Consider the following 17,429-nt stretch of genomic DNA (forward strand, 5'->3'; position numbering starts at 1 on the left):
CCGGCATGCGACGTACGTTGACGATGGCCGCGGTGGCGGCCGCCCTGCTGGTGGCGGTGCCCGGCGGGCCGCTGCCCGTGTCCGAGGCCGAGGCCGGGAACGCCGTCGCCCCGGTGGCCGCGGGCCGTTGGTCGGCGCACGAGGCCCGGGCCTTCTGGACCGCCGAACGGATGGCCTCCGCCATTCCGTGGCCGCCCCTGCCGCACGCGCGGCACGAGTCGGCCGAACTGCCCGAACCGCCCGGGCCGGTGGATCCGGCGGCTCCGGATCCGGAACCGGTTCCGGGTGCCACGCCGACCCCGGTCGGGACGGAGCCGGCAGTACCGTCCCCCGACGCAGCCGCCACCCCCACGCCCACCCCGACCGCCACGCCCGTACCCTCCCCGACCCGCACGCCGGCGGCACCGTCTCCGCTGCCGGCCCCGGCGCCGGCGCCGGCCGTCGTCCCGCGGCTGCCGGCCCTCACCCCCGGCGTCGGGCAGGACTTCGACGGCGTCCCGGTCGCCGGCCGGATGTTCCTCGTCAAGGGCGGCGGAGCCTACTTCTGCACCGCGAGCGTGGTCTCCTCCCCCGGCCGCAACCTCGTGCTCAGCGCCGCGCACTGCCTGCTCGGCTCCGACACCCAGCAGGTGGCCTTCGTACCGAAGTACACGAAGGCGAAACCGCAGCCGTACGGCATGTTCCCCGTCCTGCGGGACGCGGGCGGGCGCTCCAGGATCTGGATCGACCCGCGCTACCGGTCCCAGGGCGTCGACCGAGCGGCCGCCCTCGACGTGGCCTTCGCCCAGGTGGGGCCGAACGCCCGCGGCGTCCCGGTGGAGTCCGTCGTCGGCGGGAACCGGCTGGTGACCGGCGCCGGTTACGCGCACGCCCGCGTCACACTGATCGGCTACCCGTCCTCGGCCGCCCGGCCGCGGCTGTGCGCCAACCGGACCACGAAGTTCACGAGCACCGACACCCGGATCCCGGGTTCGTTCCTGCGGATCAACTGCACCGGCTACCCCGGCGGGACCAGCGGCGGCCCGTTCCTGAACCACTACGACGCGCGCACCGGGACCGGTGACGTCGTGGGGGTGATCGGCGGCTGGAAGACGGGCGGGGACAAGAGCGACACCTCGTACAGCTCCTACTTCGGCGCGGACATCAGGAATTTGTACGAGAGGGCGGTTGCCGGGGCGAAGGCGTCGCGGTGAGCACCCGTACCCAGCGGGTCCGGCGCGGGTTGCCGACCGTACGCGGGCTCGACGGAAGCCCGTCGTCGCCGCTCAGCCCGTCGGCGGGCGTGAGGCCGAGGCGGCGGCGCAGGTCGGCGAGGGCCGCGTGGACGGGCGCGAGGACGACCTCGGCGCCCGCATCGATGGACGCGAGGGCGTGCGCGGTGGTCTCGATCGCCTCTGCGGCGTCCTCCGCGGCGGCCCGGCTCCACCCGCCGGGCGCGCCGGTGCCCCACGGGGCGATGGTGTCGTAGAGGTGGCAGGCGGCATCGGCCACGGCGTCGGCCTGTTCCCCGACACCCGGCGCCGCGATGGTCGGCAGTTCCATGCCGGGTCAACGAGCCGATGCCGCACGGGGTACGAGCGGATGCCCCGGCGCGACGCAGTCGGCCGCGCGCCCACAGAGTCTCAGCAGCGCGGACTGCCCGCCAGTAGAGTCGGCCCGAAGAAGGCACCGATCTGGGGGACTCATGACGGCTGCGGATGCACCGCCGATCATCTTCGTACACGGGACGCGGCTCAGCGCGGGTCAATGGAGCTCACAACTGGCCGCGCTCCAGGAGGACTTTCGGGTAGCCGCCGTTGACCTACCGGGCCACGGCGCGCGGTCTGCTGAACCCTGGAGTCTGAACGCGGCGACGGAGATCATCGCTTCTGCGGTGGACTCGCTCGACCGCGGACCGGCTCTGGTCGTCGGGCACTCCCTCGGCGGATACGCCTCGCTGGAGTTCGCGCGACGCTGCCCGGAGCAGCTGCGGGGGCTGGTTCTTGCGGGGGCCAGCGCCTCCACGCGTGGTCCGTGGGCAATTCCGTATCGGTGGGCCGCCGGGCTCGTCCCTCGCATACCGGCAGACCGGTTGACCCGCTGCAACGACAGATTGCTGCGTCGGCTCTACTCCCCCGAGGTGGTGGACGCCACCATCCGCGCCGGCTATGCCTTCCACACCCTGCCGGCTGCATGGGGCGAGGTACTGGGACGCTTCGACGCGGATGCGATGCGCCATGTGGCAGCTCCCGTGCTCATCCTGAACGGCGAGAAGGACACCGTCTTCCGTTCCGGCGAGAGGGACTTCGTGCGCGCACATCCGCGCGCACGCATCGAATTGATCCCGCGGGCGAGACACCTCTCGAACTTCGACGATCCAGAGGCCTTCACCGATGCCGTCCGCCGCTTCGCGCTGGAAGTACCTGCTCACAGCTGAGCGCACCGGAGCAGCGGTCCATCTCAGGTTCCTCGGCGTCTCGTGTCTGGTTCTCAGCGGTTCGACCGATGCACGCTTCGACTGCACTCGTTGCTGCGGTGCAGCAATCTATGACTGTGGATCATGGAGAGACTCATCGGTCGTCGCCCACCCATTCCGACGGTCTCGGCCATCTGGCGCGCCTTGGTGCGTCACACACGTGCCCGGCCCCGTCCCACACCCCGCAGGTAGGACGGCATCGGCACCCCTCGCCGGCAGGCCCCGGACGACCACCACGTGACCGCTGGCGACGGGAGCCCTGGCGGTGACAAGTGACCGGAATCGAGTCCCCACCGCGGCGAGCCGGACACCGTGCACTCACGGCCGGCCAAGAAGACCAGCAGCGTGGCGGACACCGCGAAGAAGAGCCGAGAAGTACGCGGTGAGGCGCGTACGCGGTTTTTGCGGGCAGGCGAAGGCTGACTACAGCCATGCACCGCCTCCGAGCCCCGGCACTGGCCGAACGCCCGACCAGGCGGTGTTCTGTTCAAGGAGGCTCCACCATGCTGATCACCGTTCACACGCACCGGCGGGTTTGCGGGCGGGGAACAGACTGCTTCACTCGAAACAGACTGCCGCAGCGACAGGCTCGAGCTGGAGCGGCTGGCTGAGCGTGCGCTCACCGGTGAGAACCCCGAACCCCGCGGAGCAGGACCCCATCACTGACGGTTTCAGCTACGTCGACAGCTGTTCTGTCCGCCATGGCCTGACCATCCGCCCGAGAGCGTCAGTGACCTCTCACGCAGCTGCCAGCCCCTGTCGGGCCCATTGGTCCGACAGGGGCTTCCCCCTCACCCCGCCCTGTGCCCACACGCCGGGACGCGACTACTTGAGCCACTCGAGGTCGGCTGCCCGGCCCGTCATCACCACCTCGCCCTCCCCCCGCGACACCGCCCTCGCCATCGGCGCCCGGCACCCCTGACCGGGACGGTAGCCTGCCCGGTGGGCGGACACCGCGGACCGGCCGGGAGGCCGCCGGACAGCGACGGGCGTACGTGGCCGGGCAGACGACCGGCAACGTGCCCAGCGGCCGGAGAAGCTGGGCATGGCCTTGGAGCCTGCCGCACGAGCGGCTCCAGGAGACCCTGGACGCGTACCCCGTCGATCTCGTCCGCGTAGTCGCGCAGCAGGGTTCCGGGGACTTCGGTGCCCAGTCGGGGGTTGACGCTGATGGCGACGATCACGCGGTCCAGGCGGTGCGTCTCGTTCTCGGTCAGTTTGGTGAGCTGGGTGAGTGCGGGCTCGACCATGACGACGCGCGAGCGGCGTCCGGCGGGTTCAGGCGACACGGGGCTGCTCGTCGGCGAGGCGGGCGAGGTGGGCGTCGCGGGCGGTCTCCCACAGGACGCCGGTCTCCGGGGCGGGGTAGCCGTGGGCGGCGATGTACTCCAGCACCGAGGCGAGGACGTCGACCTTCGCCCGCTGGTCGGCCGCGTACGCGAGGACGGACGCGGCAGCATGCTCGTCGAGGGGCAGGCGTTCGGGCACGGGCGCGGTGGCCGGCTGCTCACTCATCCGGGACTCCTGCACTGTCATCTGGCGTGGTGTCACCACGGTGTCGCCCAGCCCGCGAACCGGGATCCGCTCCGGCAAAACCGAAAAGCCAACAAGGCCGCTGTTGTGCGCGGCGGTACCCGTCCAGCGCAGTAAGGGAGCAGGACCAGTGCCTTGGAGCGGGTCGTCCCAAGGGCGATGGCCACCGCTTCGGCCCGGCATACCGTCCTCGCGCAGGACGCCGGCGGTCTCGTGGCACACCGGCATCGCAGGCCAAACACCCGCCAGCCGCGTCACCAACCTGCTCGAACAACACACCTTAGGGCCCTCCTCTCCCTTTTGATTCTCGGGCTGGTGATCGCCCGCGCCGTCAACGTCCTCGCCTGACAACCTGTGAGACCGCACGGCCCTCTCCACCGACCACCTGTTTGATCAACCCTCCGGCTGTCGCAAGACCCGAGGGCGCCCGAGGCTGGTACCCCGTACGGGCCGACGACCTGCCCGCCGCCGTCTCGGTGCCATCGGCCGGATGGGGTACTTCGGTAGCGCCAGCGAACGCGGTGCACTGCGGTGCTTCAGCGGCTCGGTAGCTTCGTGACCAGGTGTATCGCGCATGGGCGCCCAAGCGCGGCCCATGTGATCGCCCGTTGACGACAGCCCTGAAGCGAGGAGAGCGGCATGTCACGACCTGTCACTGTGGGAGTGGACGGCTCCGAGGGCAGTGTGGCGGCCTTGGACTGGGCCGCCGACGAGGCGGAGCTGCGCGGCACCGGTCTGCGGCTGATCTATGCAACTCGATGGGTGCAGCACCAGGTGGGGGCCATGAGGGTGTCGCACGAGGATCGCGCCGGTGATGCGGTTGGCGTACTCTCTGCGGCCGAGCAGCGTGTCCGGGACCGGCAGCCAGACCTCGCGGTGACCGCCGATGAAATCGAGGACGCCCCCAACAGCGTGCTGTTGGCTGCCGCGGCGGAGGCGGATTTGCTGGTCGTGGGCTCTCATGGACTTGGCAGTGTCCGCGGATTCATTGTGGGTTCCGTGGGCCAGGAGGTCGTCGCTGACTCGAAGCGTCCGGTGGTCCTCGTACGCCCTGGAAATAGGGAGAGCGGGGCTGGTGCCACCGAAGGCAGGGACCGCCGAAAAGTGGTCCTTGGGCTCGATGTGACCGAAGTGAAGGACGAGCTCATGGAGTTCGCCTTCGACTTCGCCCGGCGGCATGGGGTGCTGTTGGAAATCGTGCACACGTGGCACGCCCCGTTCACTCAACGCCACAACGCGGCCGAGGACGCCGACATGGCGTCGGCGCTCTCACACGCCGTACGCCCATACCGTGACAGGTTTCCGGCGGTGGAGGTGTCCGAGGTATCCGCTCCGGGGCGGGCGGCCGAGCACCTCGTCGAAGCCGTATCCGACGCGCGTTTCGTGGTCGTCGGCCGGCGCAGGGCGGCCAGGGGCTCCCACATCGGTTCGGTCACTCACGCCCTCATTCACCACGCCTCCTGCCCTGTGGCGGTCGTACCACACAGTTGACGGACGAGGCCCCGGCGCTCGGCAAGACATCCGCGCCGCTGACGCGGCGGCGGCCACAGGGACGGTGCGGCATGCAACAAGTGATCTCCGGCCGGACCTACGCCGGAAGCCCTTCCGTCCGGATCCGAGGAGAGAACCCGCTGTGACCGACGACGAGATCCTTCTCGGACTCGCCCTGACGGTGGTGCTCGCCACCGGCTCGCAGATCCTGGCCAGTAAGCTGCGCATCCCGGCGCTGATCATCCTGCTTCCCGTCGGGTTCGCCGCCGGCGCCGTGACGGACGTCGTCCGCCCGGACAGACTGCTGGGGCCGGACTTCTCGAACCTGGTGTCGCTGTCGGTCGCGGTGATCCTCTACGACGCCGGTCTGGGACTCGATCTGCGCAAGCTCGCCCGCCACACGCGGGGGATCGTGGGCAGACTGCTCCTGTACGGCGTGCTGCTCACCTTTTTCGTCACCGGGACGGTGGCACCCGCGATGTTCGGCATGCCCCTGCGGGTTGCCGCGATGCTCGGCATGATCCTCGTCGTCTCGGGGCCCACGGTCGTGGGGCCGATCCTCGACTTCGTGCGGCCGAGCGACAAGGTGCGGCGCATTCTGATCTGGGAAGGGACGCTGACCGACCCGATCGGCGCCATCCTCGGCGCCCTCACCTTCCACGCGGTCGCCTCGTCGCACCGGATCGACATCGGCCGGGGATACCAGCTGGGACAGTTCGCCATCAGCCTTGCCTTCGGGCTGCTCGGTGGGGCGGTGGGCACCGCGCTGCTGTGGTTCACGTTGCGCACCCTGCGACTCGGCGAGACCCTGGGCACGCTGGCTCAACTCGCCGTCGTGATCGGCGTATCCGCGGGCTGCGACGTCTTGCGGGACGACACGGGGCTCATCGCCGCGATCCTGGCGGGACTCGCCGCGGCCAACATCCGCGGCTTCGACATGCCCTCGCGCCGACCCTTCTTCGAGACCCTGGTTCAGCTGATCATCGGGCTGCTGTTCATCTCCATCTCCTCCACCGTCACCCCCGCGTCCCTCGTGCCGGTGCTCCTTCCCACGCTCGGCCTGATCGCGATCCTCGTCCTGGTGGTCCGCCCGCTCGTGGCCTTGGGCGCCGCGGCGCACACGGATCTCTCACGGGGGGAGCGCGCTTTCGTCGGGTGGATGGACCCACGCGGCATCGTCGCGGCGGCGACGGCGTCGGCCTTCTCCTCCGGACTGGTCGAGCGCGGGGTGGCCGGGGCGGCGAAGATCCTTCCGGTCACCTTCCTGGTGATCGTGGGCACCGTTCTGCTGTACTCGCTGACGGCGGCGCCGATGGCCAGACGGCTGGGCGTCGTCAAGGAGGAGGGCAGGCGCGTGCTCCTGGTGGGCGGCGAGCCGTGGGTCGTCGACCTGGGAAGGGCTCTGCGGTCCGCCGGCCTCGACGTGCTGATGTGGGCGGGACTCGACGAGGAACGGGAACGGATCAAGGGGGCGGGCATGGACCTGGCCAAGGGCGATCTGCTGGCCACGGCCATCAACCCCGGGGCGCGTGTGGAGGGGGTGACAGCCGTCTTCCTGGCCACTGACGACGACGACTTCAATGCGCTCGCGTCGATCATGATGCAGGACACTGTCGAAGGGCCGGTCTACCGGGTCGGGCCGCCGCACGACAGCCACGGCGTGGTCGCTCCGTACACCGGCGGCGACATCCTCTTCGGCCGCTCGCTGGTCCGGCACGTCCTGGCGGAGCGCTACGGGCGGGGGGCCCGGTTCATCGTGCAGCCGGCCACCGCCCCGCTCCCGCAGGAGCACGACACCCTCTTCGTGGTGCGCGCCGACCACCGGCTGGACCCCGTGACGGAAAGGAAGCCGGCCACCCCCCAGAAAGGTGACACCGTCGTCCTCCTCGGTCCCACTCCGACGGCCGCCGGACAGTGAGACCCCGTGCCGCGGATGGTCCTGGAGGCTTGCTGTCGGCGATGGCGGCTGCCGCTGGATGACCGGCATACGGTTGCCGGCGAGCCGCACACAGCCGCCTTCCCTGCCTGATCGACGACGGGGCCTGTTGCGGCACCCTTTACCGCCTGTCCCTCTGCCCGCCCTGGAGCATCGCGTCCAGGGTGATCGCCGCGTCGATCAGGGCCAGGTGCGTGAACGCCTGAGGAAAATTGCCCAGCTGCCGTCCCGTCAGGTCGATCTCCTCGGAGTACAGGCCCAGGTGGTTGGCGTAGGTGAGCATCTTCTCCAGCACCAGCCTGGCCATGTCGGTGCGGCCCGCCCGGGCCAGTGCGTCGACGTACATGAACGTGCACAGGGAGAACGTTCCCTCGGAGCCGCGCAGCCCGTCGGGTGATGCCTCGGGGTTGTAGCGGTAGACCAGGCTGTCGCTGACGAGTTCACGCTCCATCGCGTCCAAGGTGGACTTCCACATCGGATCGCCCGGCGTGATGAAGCCGACCGTCGGCATGCGCAGCAGCGACGAGTCAAGCACGTCGTCCCCGTAATGTTGCACGAACGCCTGCTTGTCCGGATCCCATCCCTTGCTGAGGACCTGCTCGTAGATCTCGTCCCTCGCGTCCCCCCAACGGCCACGGGCCGCCGGACGGCCGTCGTCGGCGGCGATCCGTACGGCGCGGTCGAAGGCCACCCAGGACATCACACGGCCGTAGGTGAAGTTCTTTCGGCCGCCTCGGGTCTCCCACAGCCCTTCCCCGGGCTGGTCCCAGTGGTCGACGAGCCAGTCGAGCAGTGTGCGCAGGGCCTTCCAGCCCCCGTTGTCGAGGTGCATCGCATGCCTGTGCGCGAAGTAGATGCTGTCGAGCGCCTCACCGTAGATGTCCAGTTGCAGCTGGCTCGCCGCCCCGTTGCCGATGCGGACCGGGGAGGAGCCGCAGTACCCCTCCCAGTGTTCCAGGGTTTCCTCGACCAGGTCGGAGGAGCCGTCGACGCGGTACATGACGTTCAGCGGTCCGGAGCCGTTCCCCTGGCCGGCCTCCTGCTTCACCCGGTCGTGCAGCCAGCTGATGAACGCGGCCGCCTCTTCCTTGAAGCCCAGGCCCAGCAGGGCGTACACCGAGAACGACGCATCGCGGATCCAGGTGAATCGGTAGTCCCAGTTCCGTTCGCCGCCCAGCTGCTCGGGCAGACCCGTCGTCGGGGCGGCGACGAGAGCACCGGTCGGCGCGTAGGTCATGAGCTTCAGCGTCACCGCCGAACGCTCCACCGCCTCGCGCCAACGGCCCGAGTAGGTGGACTGACCCAGCCAGGAACGCCAGAAGCTGACGGTCTCGTGGAAGAGCCGCTCGAACTCCTCCACGCGGACCTCGTGCGGAGGCCCTCCGGGGGACGATTCGATGACCAGGCCGCGTTGCTGCCCCGCCCGCAGGCTCAGCGAGAATCGCAGGTCGTTCTCGTCGACCGAGAGGACGCTCAGCAGCCTCTCGTCCTGCGGCTCCCGGACGAGGTGGACGGCGAGGTCCATGTCCTTCGAGGTGAACAGGGCCCCGTGCTCGGAGAGGTGCAGCTCGTGCGGCTGACGGCCGTAGTCGAAGCGCGGCGCGATCTCCCCTTCGAACACCATGCTTCCGCGCACACAGCGCAGCATGCGGACGAGACGGTGCCGGTCGGTCGCGGTCGTTCCGGTCACCGGCATGAAGTCGACGACCTCCCCCGCCCCGGCCTCGGTCATGAAGCGCGTCACCAGGACGGCGGTGTCGGGATGATAGAGCTGTTTGGTCGTGTACGTCTCCGCAGCCGGCCGCACGGTGGAGTGGCCGCCCTTGCGCCGGTCGAGGAGAGAGCCGAACACGCTCGGTGAATCGAACCGCGGACAACAGAACCAGTCGATCGTCGCATCGGTCGTCACGAGCGCCGCGGTCTGCAGATCACCGAGCAGACCGTGGTCTTCGATCAGGGGATAGTCGTCCATCACGGACCCCTTTCCAGCCCGGTCGACCGCGCCCGGGGTGGGTGGCCTTCACTCCGCGGATGGGTGGATCGGACGGCACCCCATCAGACTAGGCCGACGGCGTCGGTCCGTCCTGGCGAGAGAGTGGCGCGGGGACGACGGCAGCACTGCCACTGCACAGGTCCGGGAATCGCCCTACCGTGGGACAGAGGCGATCCCTCCGAGGGAGCCAGCCGTTCCGTCGTGCCTCACGAGCACCGGACTCCTCCCGCGAAGGGGCGTGGCATGGGTGTCATGACGTCCTGGGCAGACAGGTTCAGGTTGCGGCAGTACGTCAAGGCCAGCCTGTGGATCGTGCCGACGCTCGGTCTCGTCCTCGGCGTCCTTCTCGCCGAACTCGCGATTGCCGCCGATGGCGAGAACTGGCCGCCGAGCGGCTGGCGCTACTCCTCGACGACGGCGAGCGGCGTGCTCACCGCCATCGTGGGGGCGATGGTGGCGCTGCTCGGATTCGTCGTCACCATCGGCGTGCTCGTCGTGCAGCAGGCCACGGGCACCCTTTCTCCGCGGTACATGCGGCTCTGGTACCGGAACCGGTTGCAGAAGGCGGTTTTGGCGACCTTCACCGGGACGTTCGCGTTCGCCTTCTCCCTACTGCGCAGCATCGAATCCGCATCGGTCCCCGACCTTGGCGTCACCCTGGCCGGTGCGGCCGTGGCCGTCAGCCTCGTGCTCCTGCTCATCTACCTCAACCGGTTCACCCACAGTCTCCGACCCGTGGCCGTCGCGGAGCTGGTCATGAGCATGGGAGGGGCCGTGTTCACGAGCGGCGCGGCGGCGATCCGGGGCGCCGTGCCGCGTGAAGAGGGAGCCGTGCCGTCCGACGGTCCGATGATGCGCGTGCATACCGTACGGGGAGGCGCCATCCAGGCCTTCAATGTGGCCGGGCTGGTTGCGGAGGCGGCGCGACACGACTGCGTCTTCGTCGTGACCCGGCTGATCGGAGACTTCGTACCGCCCGGCGCCGTGCTCGTCGAGGTCCACGGAGGCGGGTCCAGACCCGACCCGGAACGGGTTACCCGTCTTATCGCCCTCGGGTCCGAGCGCACCATCGAACAAGACCCCGCCTTCGCCTTGCGGGTCCTCGTCGACATCGCCATCAGGGCTCTTTCCCCGGCAGTGAACGACCCCACGACCGCCGTGCAGGTGATCAATTACATTGAGTGGTTCCTGCACACGGTCGGAAAGGCGCGCCTACGCGGGCGATACATTCTGGCCGATCGCGACGGGGATGCCCGACTCGTGCTCCCGGGCCGGGACTGGGAGGACTACCTCCAGCTCGCCGTCTGCGAGATCCGTGACTACGGACAGTCGTCCGTCCAGATCTGCCGAAGGATCCGCGCCATGCTCGACGGTCTCCTCGACATCCTGCCCCCGCAGCGGCACCCCTCGGTACACGCGGAGCTGAGCCTGCTGGAAGAGTCGGTCGAACGGGAGTTCCCCGACCCGGCCCGTCGGGCCATCGCCCAGCAGGCCGACTCACAGGGCATCGGCGGGCAGCACTCCTCCTGACGCCTTGCACGTTCGGCGGCAGCGCAGTTGGACGATCGCCCAAGCCCCTGGAGCTGTTCGACGAGGTGGCCACCTGCCTCCGGGTAAGGGCCACCAGAGCGCTCAGTGCTTGGCACGGCATCGGCCCCGACACGTTCGCCAAGACCGCGGTGAAGGTGCGCCGGCACGCGGCCAACAACCCTCGCGTCATCGTCCGGGACCTGGTCATGCACGGACGTTCAATGCCGGGAAGCGCCGGACTCGACCAGTTCCAGCTGGGGGCGGCCGGTGACGATCAGCCAGGCAAACAGAGAGGCCACGCAGAGCAGAGGAAGTAGCGCGGGTTGGGGGGCGAGGACGGCGGCGGTGAAGAGGCTCAACCAGCCCTGCCGGGTGGTCGCGAGCAACACGCCGAGCACACCTGCGGAAACGGCGACAGCCGGGGGGATCTCCGGCACGAGCGCCTGGGCAAACATGCCGAAGGCTACGCCGACGAACACGGCAGGGAAGATCCGGCCGCCCCGGAAACCGCACGAGGCGGCGATCACGAGGGCGACGAGCTTGATCACGGTCATCTTCGCCAGATCGCCGGAGGACCAGCCGCCGACGTTCGATGCGAGATCCTTGATCTGCTCCAGGCCCTTGAAGAGCGTCAGAGGCCCGCCGAGCGCGCCGAGAAGGCCGAGGACCAGGCCGCCGAGGGGCAGCATCAGCATCGGGTGCCGCAGCCGCCGGAAGGCGCCGTGGATGTAAGGAAAGGCGTAGCAGGAGAGGAGGCCGAACACGGCCGCGGCGGCGGCCACGGTCATCGCGGCGAGCAGATCGTCCCATCCGGGGTCGGTCACCTGAGGCAGCGACAGGTCGAACGTGAAGTCCGTGAGCAGCAAGGTCGTCATCGCCCCGGCCCCGGCCGCAATCAGCGGGGCGAAGAGCCGGTCCCACAGCGAGCCCCGGTCGCCCGGCCGGTGGGTAAGGGCTTCGGAGACGACCAGGGCCGAGGCCACCGGGGTGCCGAAGAGGGCGCCGATGGTGGCGGAGGTGGCGAGCATGACCCACAGCGCACCGGGCGCGGTAGGGGCCACCTTGCGGCCGATCCAGTAGGCGAGCGCGACGTTGGCCGCGATGATCGGGTTCTCCGGGCCGAGGCTGACACCGCCGGCCAGCGCGAGCGTGCTCGCCACCAGCAGACCGGGCACGATCGCCGGAGCAAGAGGGGGACCTTCGAGCCCGGTGGAGGCCGAATCGGGGCCTGCGTGCCCCGGAACCTTCCACACGACAAGGCCCACCGCGACACCGGTCACGGTCAGCACGACGATCATCCAGAGAGAGGAGTAGCCGCCGATGCCCAGCGCGTCCGGAAGGGCGTCCCACACCACGTCCTTGAGCTGATCGGAGAGCTCGCTGATCCCGATGTAGAGCAAGCTCGCCGCCACGCCGATCACGAGTGCGGGAAGAATCTGCGGCAGCAGGACTCGGAGCGGGCTCTCGGGGACGCCGGACGGTGGCGCGGGTGACGGGGTATCAGTGACCACCGGAACAGCATATGCACCAAAACGCCCACGACAGCCCAAGCCGGGCGTTTCGCTTTCCCCTTCCATGAGCAATCACCGCCGCCACGCCGAAGGCCCGGACGACCGACCGATGCTCCCGTGGGCGCAGGCCACCCACGACGGCGAACAGCCGTACAAGCGGCGGCGGTCACCGCGCTGGTGACCGCCACAGCCGTTTCCTGTCCGGGGTGGGGGTGGTCTCAGCCGGCCCACTCGAAGGCGGGGTTCGCGTTCGGGCAGCCGGCCGCATACCCCGGCAGCGCCTCCTGCTCGGCCTGGTCCACCGCCAGACCCCGCCGGTGCTTGGCCGCCACCCACTCACCGATGTACCGGCGAACCAGGTGCGGTGGCCCACGCTCGTCTCGTCAGCCCTGGGTCAATTCCCTGCACCGGATGCCGCCTGCGGGGCCCCGCCCCATCACGGGTGAGGCGGCGCTGCCGCGCTCCGTGCACCAGGACAGCATTCGGGCCCTCTCCCCAGGTGCGTGCTCCCCCACGCGCCCCAGTACGCCCCCCGCGCCCCAGCACTCACGGCGTGGCCACGCAGTGACCTCCTCGCACATATCCGGTTGAGCTCCTTGATCCATTGGCTCCCGGGACTTCCGGGATGGGGAGCGGCGTCTTGCAGGTTCTCCTCTTGAAAGGCTGCTGTTGATGCCTCGCACCGGGGCTCCCGCCGCCCTGACCGTGTCCGCCGCCCTGGGCGTTCTCGCCACGGCGACGTTGTTCTCGGCTCCCGCCCACAGCCAGGAGGAGCCCGCGTTCGCACCGGTGGTCTTCGCCACGGTGGGCAAGCACGAGCTGAACACCACGATGAGGTCGACGTCTCCCAGGGAACATGAGTACACGTACTCATGCGGTGACGTGCTGGTGGCCACAGGATTTGATCATGAACCACCGAGAATGGAAACCGGCTGGCCATCGTCGCGGCGTAGAGCGTGCGGCCATCGCCATCTTGGCGGTTGCCGGAGCGGTCGCCGCCGCGGGTGCCATCGCCTGCACCTCCGTGATCGTGGTCCATGCCCTCGCCTGAGACAGAACCGGCAAGGCCAAGTCTCCGGCGAGTTCGACATGAAAGAGAACTCCCCCGCATGGCGCACCAGCATCACCTGCAGCCCGGCTCGTCCGAAGCCCTGAGGTGCACATCTTCACCGCCGAGCGCCGTACGTCTGCGTGAGCGGGGTCGCCGGATCCTTGCCAGCGATGCGCCGGCTGGATCGTGTGATGAGGTGAGTCCGCGCAAGATCGCAGAGCATGGACACAAAGGGGCGAAGTTGCAGGGCAAGATACGTCGAGATGGGTCGTGGCTGAGGACGGCGGCCATGATCGTCGCAGGCGTGACGGTCAGCGCAGGCACGGTGATGCCGGCGGCCGCCGACACCGACCTGCCGGAGTACCTCACGAAGATGCGAGCTCCGGAGATGTGGAAGGTCGCAGACGGCACCGGCATCACGGTGGCCGTCATCGACAGCGGCGTCAAGGACCTTCCAGGGCTGAAGGGGAGAGTCCTTCCCGGCGTTTCGTTCATGGAGCCGCCGGTCGACCACCCGGATGAGACGTACCCGCCGCACGATGATTTCGAGGGGCACGGGACCAGCATGACCGCGGCGATCGTCGGCGACGGCTCGGCGGGCGGCCCGCAGGGCCTCGCTCCCGGCGCCAAGGTCATGCCCATCCGCACCAGCATTGGCTCGCCCATGGCTTTCGGCGCGATCGGCGAATCCGCCAAGGGAGTTCGGTACGCGGCCGACAACGGCGCCAAGATCATCAACCTGTCCATCGGCGGGTGGTGGTCGCTGGACAAGATCAGTTCGGCTGTCGAGTACGCCCAGAGCAAGGGCGTACTCGTCTTCGTCGCCATGGGAAATGAGGGGGACGGCAATAAGTCCGCCAACCCCATCGCCGCCCTGCCGGGAGTCCTCGGCGTGGGAGCCGTCGACATCACCGGTGAACCCCTGCCGTCGTCCTCCCACGGACAGGCGACGGACCTGGCCGCCTTCGGAGGCAAAGCCCCGATCCGCTGCAAGAAGAACACCGCCTGGTGCATGCAAGACGGAGGTACCTCGTACGCCACCAGTCTGGCCTCCGCCTCCGCCGCGCTCGTCTGGTCGGCTCACCCCGACTGGACCGCAAACCAGGTCGCCCGCGTCCTCATCCAGACCGCCGGCGCCCCCGTCGACGGCTCCAAGCGCAACGACTGGGTCGGCTACGGAATCGCCCGCCCCAGCAGGGCGCTGCTCAACCGCGAGGGAGACCCGGGGGCGCCCGACACCGACCCCCTGGCCAGCCCCGCCCCGGTGAAGACCCCCACCCCCAGCGCCGACCCGGCAGCCGCGGTGCCACGCCGAGTGGAATCTGCGGCTGCGGATTCCGGCCTCTCCTGGCAGTGGCCGGCACTCGGCGCCTTCGTCGCCGTGGTCCTCGGCCTCGGCATCACAGTGATCGTCAAGCGCCGTCGCCGCTGAGGGGGGCTGGCTGCAGCGTCCGGGCATTCCCGTGCTCGTCGTCCACGGGTTCGGCAGCAAGAGCTACGTCCAGGTCGTGCGCGAGCGTACGGCCCGGGACGGGCTGCCGGCCGTTGCTCTACGTCGGGGACTTCGACGCCTCGGGGGCCGACATCGAACGGGACTGGGTGGCCCGCACGGGCCTGCTGGAGCCACGTGGAACGCGTCCTGCTCGCGCACGACCAGCTCCGCGCGACGAGCTGCCCGCAGCCGCGGAGAAGGTCGGAGACCGCGCTGGGCCGGGCTCGCCCAGCGGTAAGGGCTCGACGCCGGCCAGCCGGTGCAGTGGGAGGTCGAGGCACTCGACCCCGCCGAGCTCCAGCGCCCGGTCCTCGCCGCCGGCGCTCCCTACGTCGATCAGCCCGTGCTCGACGCCCACATCACGGAGGAGGAATTCCAGCGGGGCCGCCTCCGAGCTTTCACGGAGGAGTGGCCTGCCTGGCACCCGCGCGGTTCCGTGGATCTCGTCGTCGCGGGAGCCCACACGCACGCGGCCGGCCAGCAACCTGTCAAGGCTCGCGTTGCTCTCCAGGTGGAGCCGGATGCCCTCCGGGGTGGGTGCACGTACTGGATTTCGAAGGAGAACTCGAAGAAGTGCCGCTGGGAGTTGTGGATTCAGTAGAACACCTCGGACTCACTCACTGGTGGGCTGGTGCCTTGCCGCCCCGCCCGCTATCCAGTGCGAGGTCCCCCAGGGCCCTCTCCCACGGCTGCGTGCCGCGGAGAAACGAGTAGCCATACTTCCTCGGTCTTCCGGTGAGTATCGATGATCTCGATACAGAGAGCTGCAACGTAGCCTCCTGACCAGCCAGTTCGATCTCCGAAACGGACAAGAGGGGCACAACTCGCGCCCCAGTGACGCAATTCACGCCATGGCTGGGATTCGCTGTTCATCGAGGAGCGGAACAGCCTGCGTTGGACCTGGCCCGGACCCCTGCGCGTCTCAATCCGCCATTCAGGTGCTGGACGGCTCCGCCAGCTGCGGGGGAACTGCCATCTGCCCTGGCCGGGCAGCTGGTCGCCCCGTCCGTTCCTGCCCGCGCTGTACCAGCGCTTCCGGTCAGCGAGCAGAGGGTCGCATCCACGAGGCGGCCCACCAGGGCTGAGGGCGAACCCTCCCTCCAGGAGGTAGCCGTGCCGAGACGGGGCCAGGTGCACGCCGAGCACCTGGGTGCCGTCGCTCTCGCCGATGTTCTGCATGCGGGCGGCCAGCAACGGCCACTCCCGGGAGCCCGCCTCCTGCTCCGGCAGGACGTCCCTGACCATCGACACCATCCGGGCGTGGGCCGCCGGATGCACCTTCAGTCAGTGCAGGGCACGGGACCGGTCACCGAGGTCCAGGCTGCGGGGGACGTTCAACCCCTCGACCAGAGGGCCCCAGGAGCGCTTCGCGTCCGCACTCGCGGGCGGCGCCCACGGACCTGCGACTTCCCGCACCGGCGGCACAGCAGGCGTGGTGCCGGAAGCGGGGGTGGGCGCGGCAGTCTCCGCCGGGGAGCCGGGGCGGGTGCGGGGGTCTTAACGGCGGCCGCGGTGTCCGGCCACGACGGGGGCGCCAGGATCGCGTCGCGGACCAGGCCCACTGGCATCGTCGTCTTCGGGCGGCCGGCCCACCGGTCGGTGCCCTCCGCCTTAATGTGCGCCATGTTCGCGGTGACGGCCTGACGGACCCCGGCGGTCATCCGGCCCATCTGCGTCAGGAACACGGCCAGGTCGCCACCCGTCTGCTGCAACCCGACGAGCCGGCGGGCCAGCTGGGGCCAGTCCGCGCCCTGCATCAGCACGGCCAGGATGTCGTCGCCGAGGTGGCCTCGCAGCTGGTCGGCCGACAGCCCGGAGCCATCTTCTTCGCGTCCTCGCCGAGTTCCTCCTCGGTGCCGGTGAGGCGTTTTTGGGTGGCGCGGCGGACCGCGTCGGAGATGGTCATCACCAGGCGGTAGGCCATCGCCGCGGTCTGCGCCGCCTCCCCCAGCGCCTCGGCGAACGGCTCGGGCAGCGGCGGGTATCCGGACGTCATCAGCAGGAGCTCCCTTGATCTCAGGGGTCAGCGGGTGCGGACAGGACCCGGCCGGTCCGGCGGACTTGGCCCCAGGCGCGGGCGGGCCGGTACACCGGCAACGGGTCCGGCCGTCGGCAGGCCACGGCCCGCGGTGCGCGTCACCCGGCCGTACGGGACTTCGTCCCCGGCGAGCGGGTGCCGGTCAGGCCGGCTGCCTCCCGCAGCAGCACAGCCGCCTCGTCGGCGGCTTGCGCCTGCGCCCGGAACTCCTGCGCGCGGTGCCAGGCGGCTGCGGCCTCCACCGCCTCCACGGGCGCGATCAGCAGCGTCAGGACGACTGCGGCGCCGCCTCCCCGGCCCGCGCGCGGCGCATGCTCCAACGCCCGGGTGCAGGCCCGCCAACCCGCACGCGCGGCCCTGCAGCGAGCGGGCGCCGGGGGCGCGGGCGGCCTGCTCGAA

At 69.9% G+C, this 17,429-nt stretch carries 14 protein-coding genes; 8 read left to right on the forward strand and 6 right to left on the reverse strand.

Going from position 1 to position 17,429, the window contains the following annotated elements:
• Positions 1-5: 5 nt before the first annotated feature.
• Positions 6-1,193 carry a trypsin-like peptidase domain-containing protein gene (locus OG373_RS02620; protein WP_405435499.1) on the forward strand — a complete coding sequence of 396 codons (1,188 nt, stop codon included), beginning with the start codon at positions 6-8 and terminating at the stop codon, positions 1,191-1,193.
• On the opposite strand, the gene OG373_RS02625 is transcribed toward OG373_RS02620, so the two are convergent.
• Entirely contained in the window at positions 1,144-1,542 is a 399-nt protein-coding gene (locus tag OG373_RS02625) for a hypothetical protein (protein WP_405435501.1), read from the reverse strand. The genes OG373_RS02620 and OG373_RS02625 overlap by 50 nt on opposite strands.
• 142 nt (positions 1,543-1,684) lie before the next feature.
• On the opposite strand from OG373_RS02625, the gene OG373_RS02630 reads away from it, so the two are divergent.
• Complete coding sequence (locus OG373_RS02630; RefSeq protein WP_405435502.1) at positions 1,685-2,416, forward strand: alpha/beta fold hydrolase; 732 nt, start codon at positions 1,685-1,687, stop codon at positions 2,414-2,416.
• Between the two features lie 1,317 nt (positions 2,417-3,733).
• Here the strand turns inward: OG373_RS02630 and OG373_RS02635 are convergent.
• Positions 3,734-3,970 carry a hypothetical protein gene (locus tag OG373_RS02635; RefSeq protein WP_405435504.1) on the reverse strand — a complete coding sequence of 79 codons (237 nt, stop codon included), beginning with the start codon at positions 3,968-3,970 and terminating at the stop codon, positions 3,734-3,736.
• A 657-nt stretch (positions 3,971-4,627) separates the two neighbouring features.
• Between OG373_RS02635 and OG373_RS02640 the strand changes: the two genes are divergently transcribed.
• Both OG373_RS02640 and OG373_RS02645 read left to right on the forward strand, forming a co-directional pair.
• Positions 4,628-5,479, forward strand: a complete 852-nt coding sequence (locus OG373_RS02640) for a universal stress protein (RefSeq protein ID WP_405435506.1) — start codon at positions 4,628-4,630, stop codon at positions 5,477-5,479.
• Between the two features lie 142 nt (positions 5,480-5,621).
• Positions 5,622-7,397: a cation:proton antiporter gene (locus tag OG373_RS02645; RefSeq protein WP_405435508.1), complete on the forward strand. Its 1,776-nt coding sequence runs from the start codon at positions 5,622-5,624 to the stop codon at positions 7,395-7,397.
• A 139-nt stretch (positions 7,398-7,536) separates the two neighbouring features.
• Here the strand turns inward: OG373_RS02645 and OG373_RS02650 are convergent, their stop codons facing one another.
• Positions 7,537-9,387 carry a glycoside hydrolase family 15 protein gene (locus tag OG373_RS02650; RefSeq protein ID WP_405435510.1) on the reverse strand — a complete coding sequence of 617 codons (1,851 nt, stop codon included), beginning with the start codon at positions 9,385-9,387 and terminating at the stop codon, positions 7,537-7,539.
• A gap of 273 nt (positions 9,388-9,660) precedes the next feature.
• On the opposite strand from OG373_RS02650, the gene OG373_RS02655 reads away from it, so the two are divergent.
• Positions 9,661-10,938: a DUF2254 domain-containing protein gene (locus tag OG373_RS02655; RefSeq protein ID WP_405435512.1), complete on the forward strand. Its 1,278-nt coding sequence runs from the start codon at positions 9,661-9,663 to the stop codon at positions 10,936-10,938.
• Between the two features lie 218 nt (positions 10,939-11,156).
• Here OG373_RS02655 and OG373_RS02660 read toward each other — a convergent pair whose 3' ends face one another.
• The gene (locus OG373_RS02660) at positions 11,157-12,449 is read right to left on the reverse strand and encodes an ion channel protein (protein WP_405443910.1); all 1,293 of its coding nucleotides are present in this window, start codon (positions 12,447-12,449) and stop codon (positions 11,157-11,159) included.
• Positions 12,450-13,356: 907 nt separating this feature from the next.
• Here OG373_RS02660 and OG373_RS02665 point away from each other — a divergent pair.
• The 3 genes from OG373_RS02665 to OG373_RS02675 all read left to right on the forward strand — a co-directional run bounded on the left by OG373_RS02665 (position 13,357) and on the right by OG373_RS02675 (position 15,593).
• Positions 13,357-13,500 carry a hypothetical protein gene (locus OG373_RS02665; protein ID WP_405435513.1) on the forward strand — a complete coding sequence of 48 codons (144 nt, stop codon included), beginning with the start codon at positions 13,357-13,359 and terminating at the stop codon, positions 13,498-13,500.
• Positions 13,501-13,789: 289 nt separating this feature from the next.
• Positions 13,790-14,932 carry a S8 family serine peptidase gene (locus tag OG373_RS02670; protein ID WP_405435515.1) on the forward strand — a complete coding sequence of 381 codons (1,143 nt, stop codon included), beginning with the start codon at positions 13,790-13,792 and terminating at the stop codon, positions 14,930-14,932.
• Between the two features lie 319 nt (positions 14,933-15,251).
• Entirely contained in the window at positions 15,252-15,593 is a 342-nt protein-coding gene (locus OG373_RS02675) for a hypothetical protein (protein ID WP_405435517.1), read from the forward strand.
• A gap of 1,155 nt (positions 15,594-16,748) precedes the next feature.
• Here OG373_RS02675 and OG373_RS02680 read toward each other — a convergent pair.
• Positions 16,749-16,988, reverse strand: a complete 240-nt coding sequence (locus OG373_RS02680) for a hypothetical protein (protein WP_405435519.1) — start codon at positions 16,986-16,988, stop codon at positions 16,749-16,751.
• Positions 16,989-17,128: 140 nt separating this feature from the next.
• A complete protein-coding gene (locus OG373_RS02685) occupies positions 17,129-17,350 on the reverse strand; it encodes a hypothetical protein (RefSeq protein ID WP_405435521.1) in 222 nt (73 codons plus the stop codon).
• Positions 17,351-17,429: the final 79 nt, after the last annotated feature.

The sequence above is a fragment of the Streptomyces avidinii genome (genome assembly GCF_045161815.1).
Taxonomy (GTDB): Bacteria; Actinomycetota; Actinomycetes; order Streptomycetales; family Streptomycetaceae; genus Streptomyces; species Streptomyces avidinii.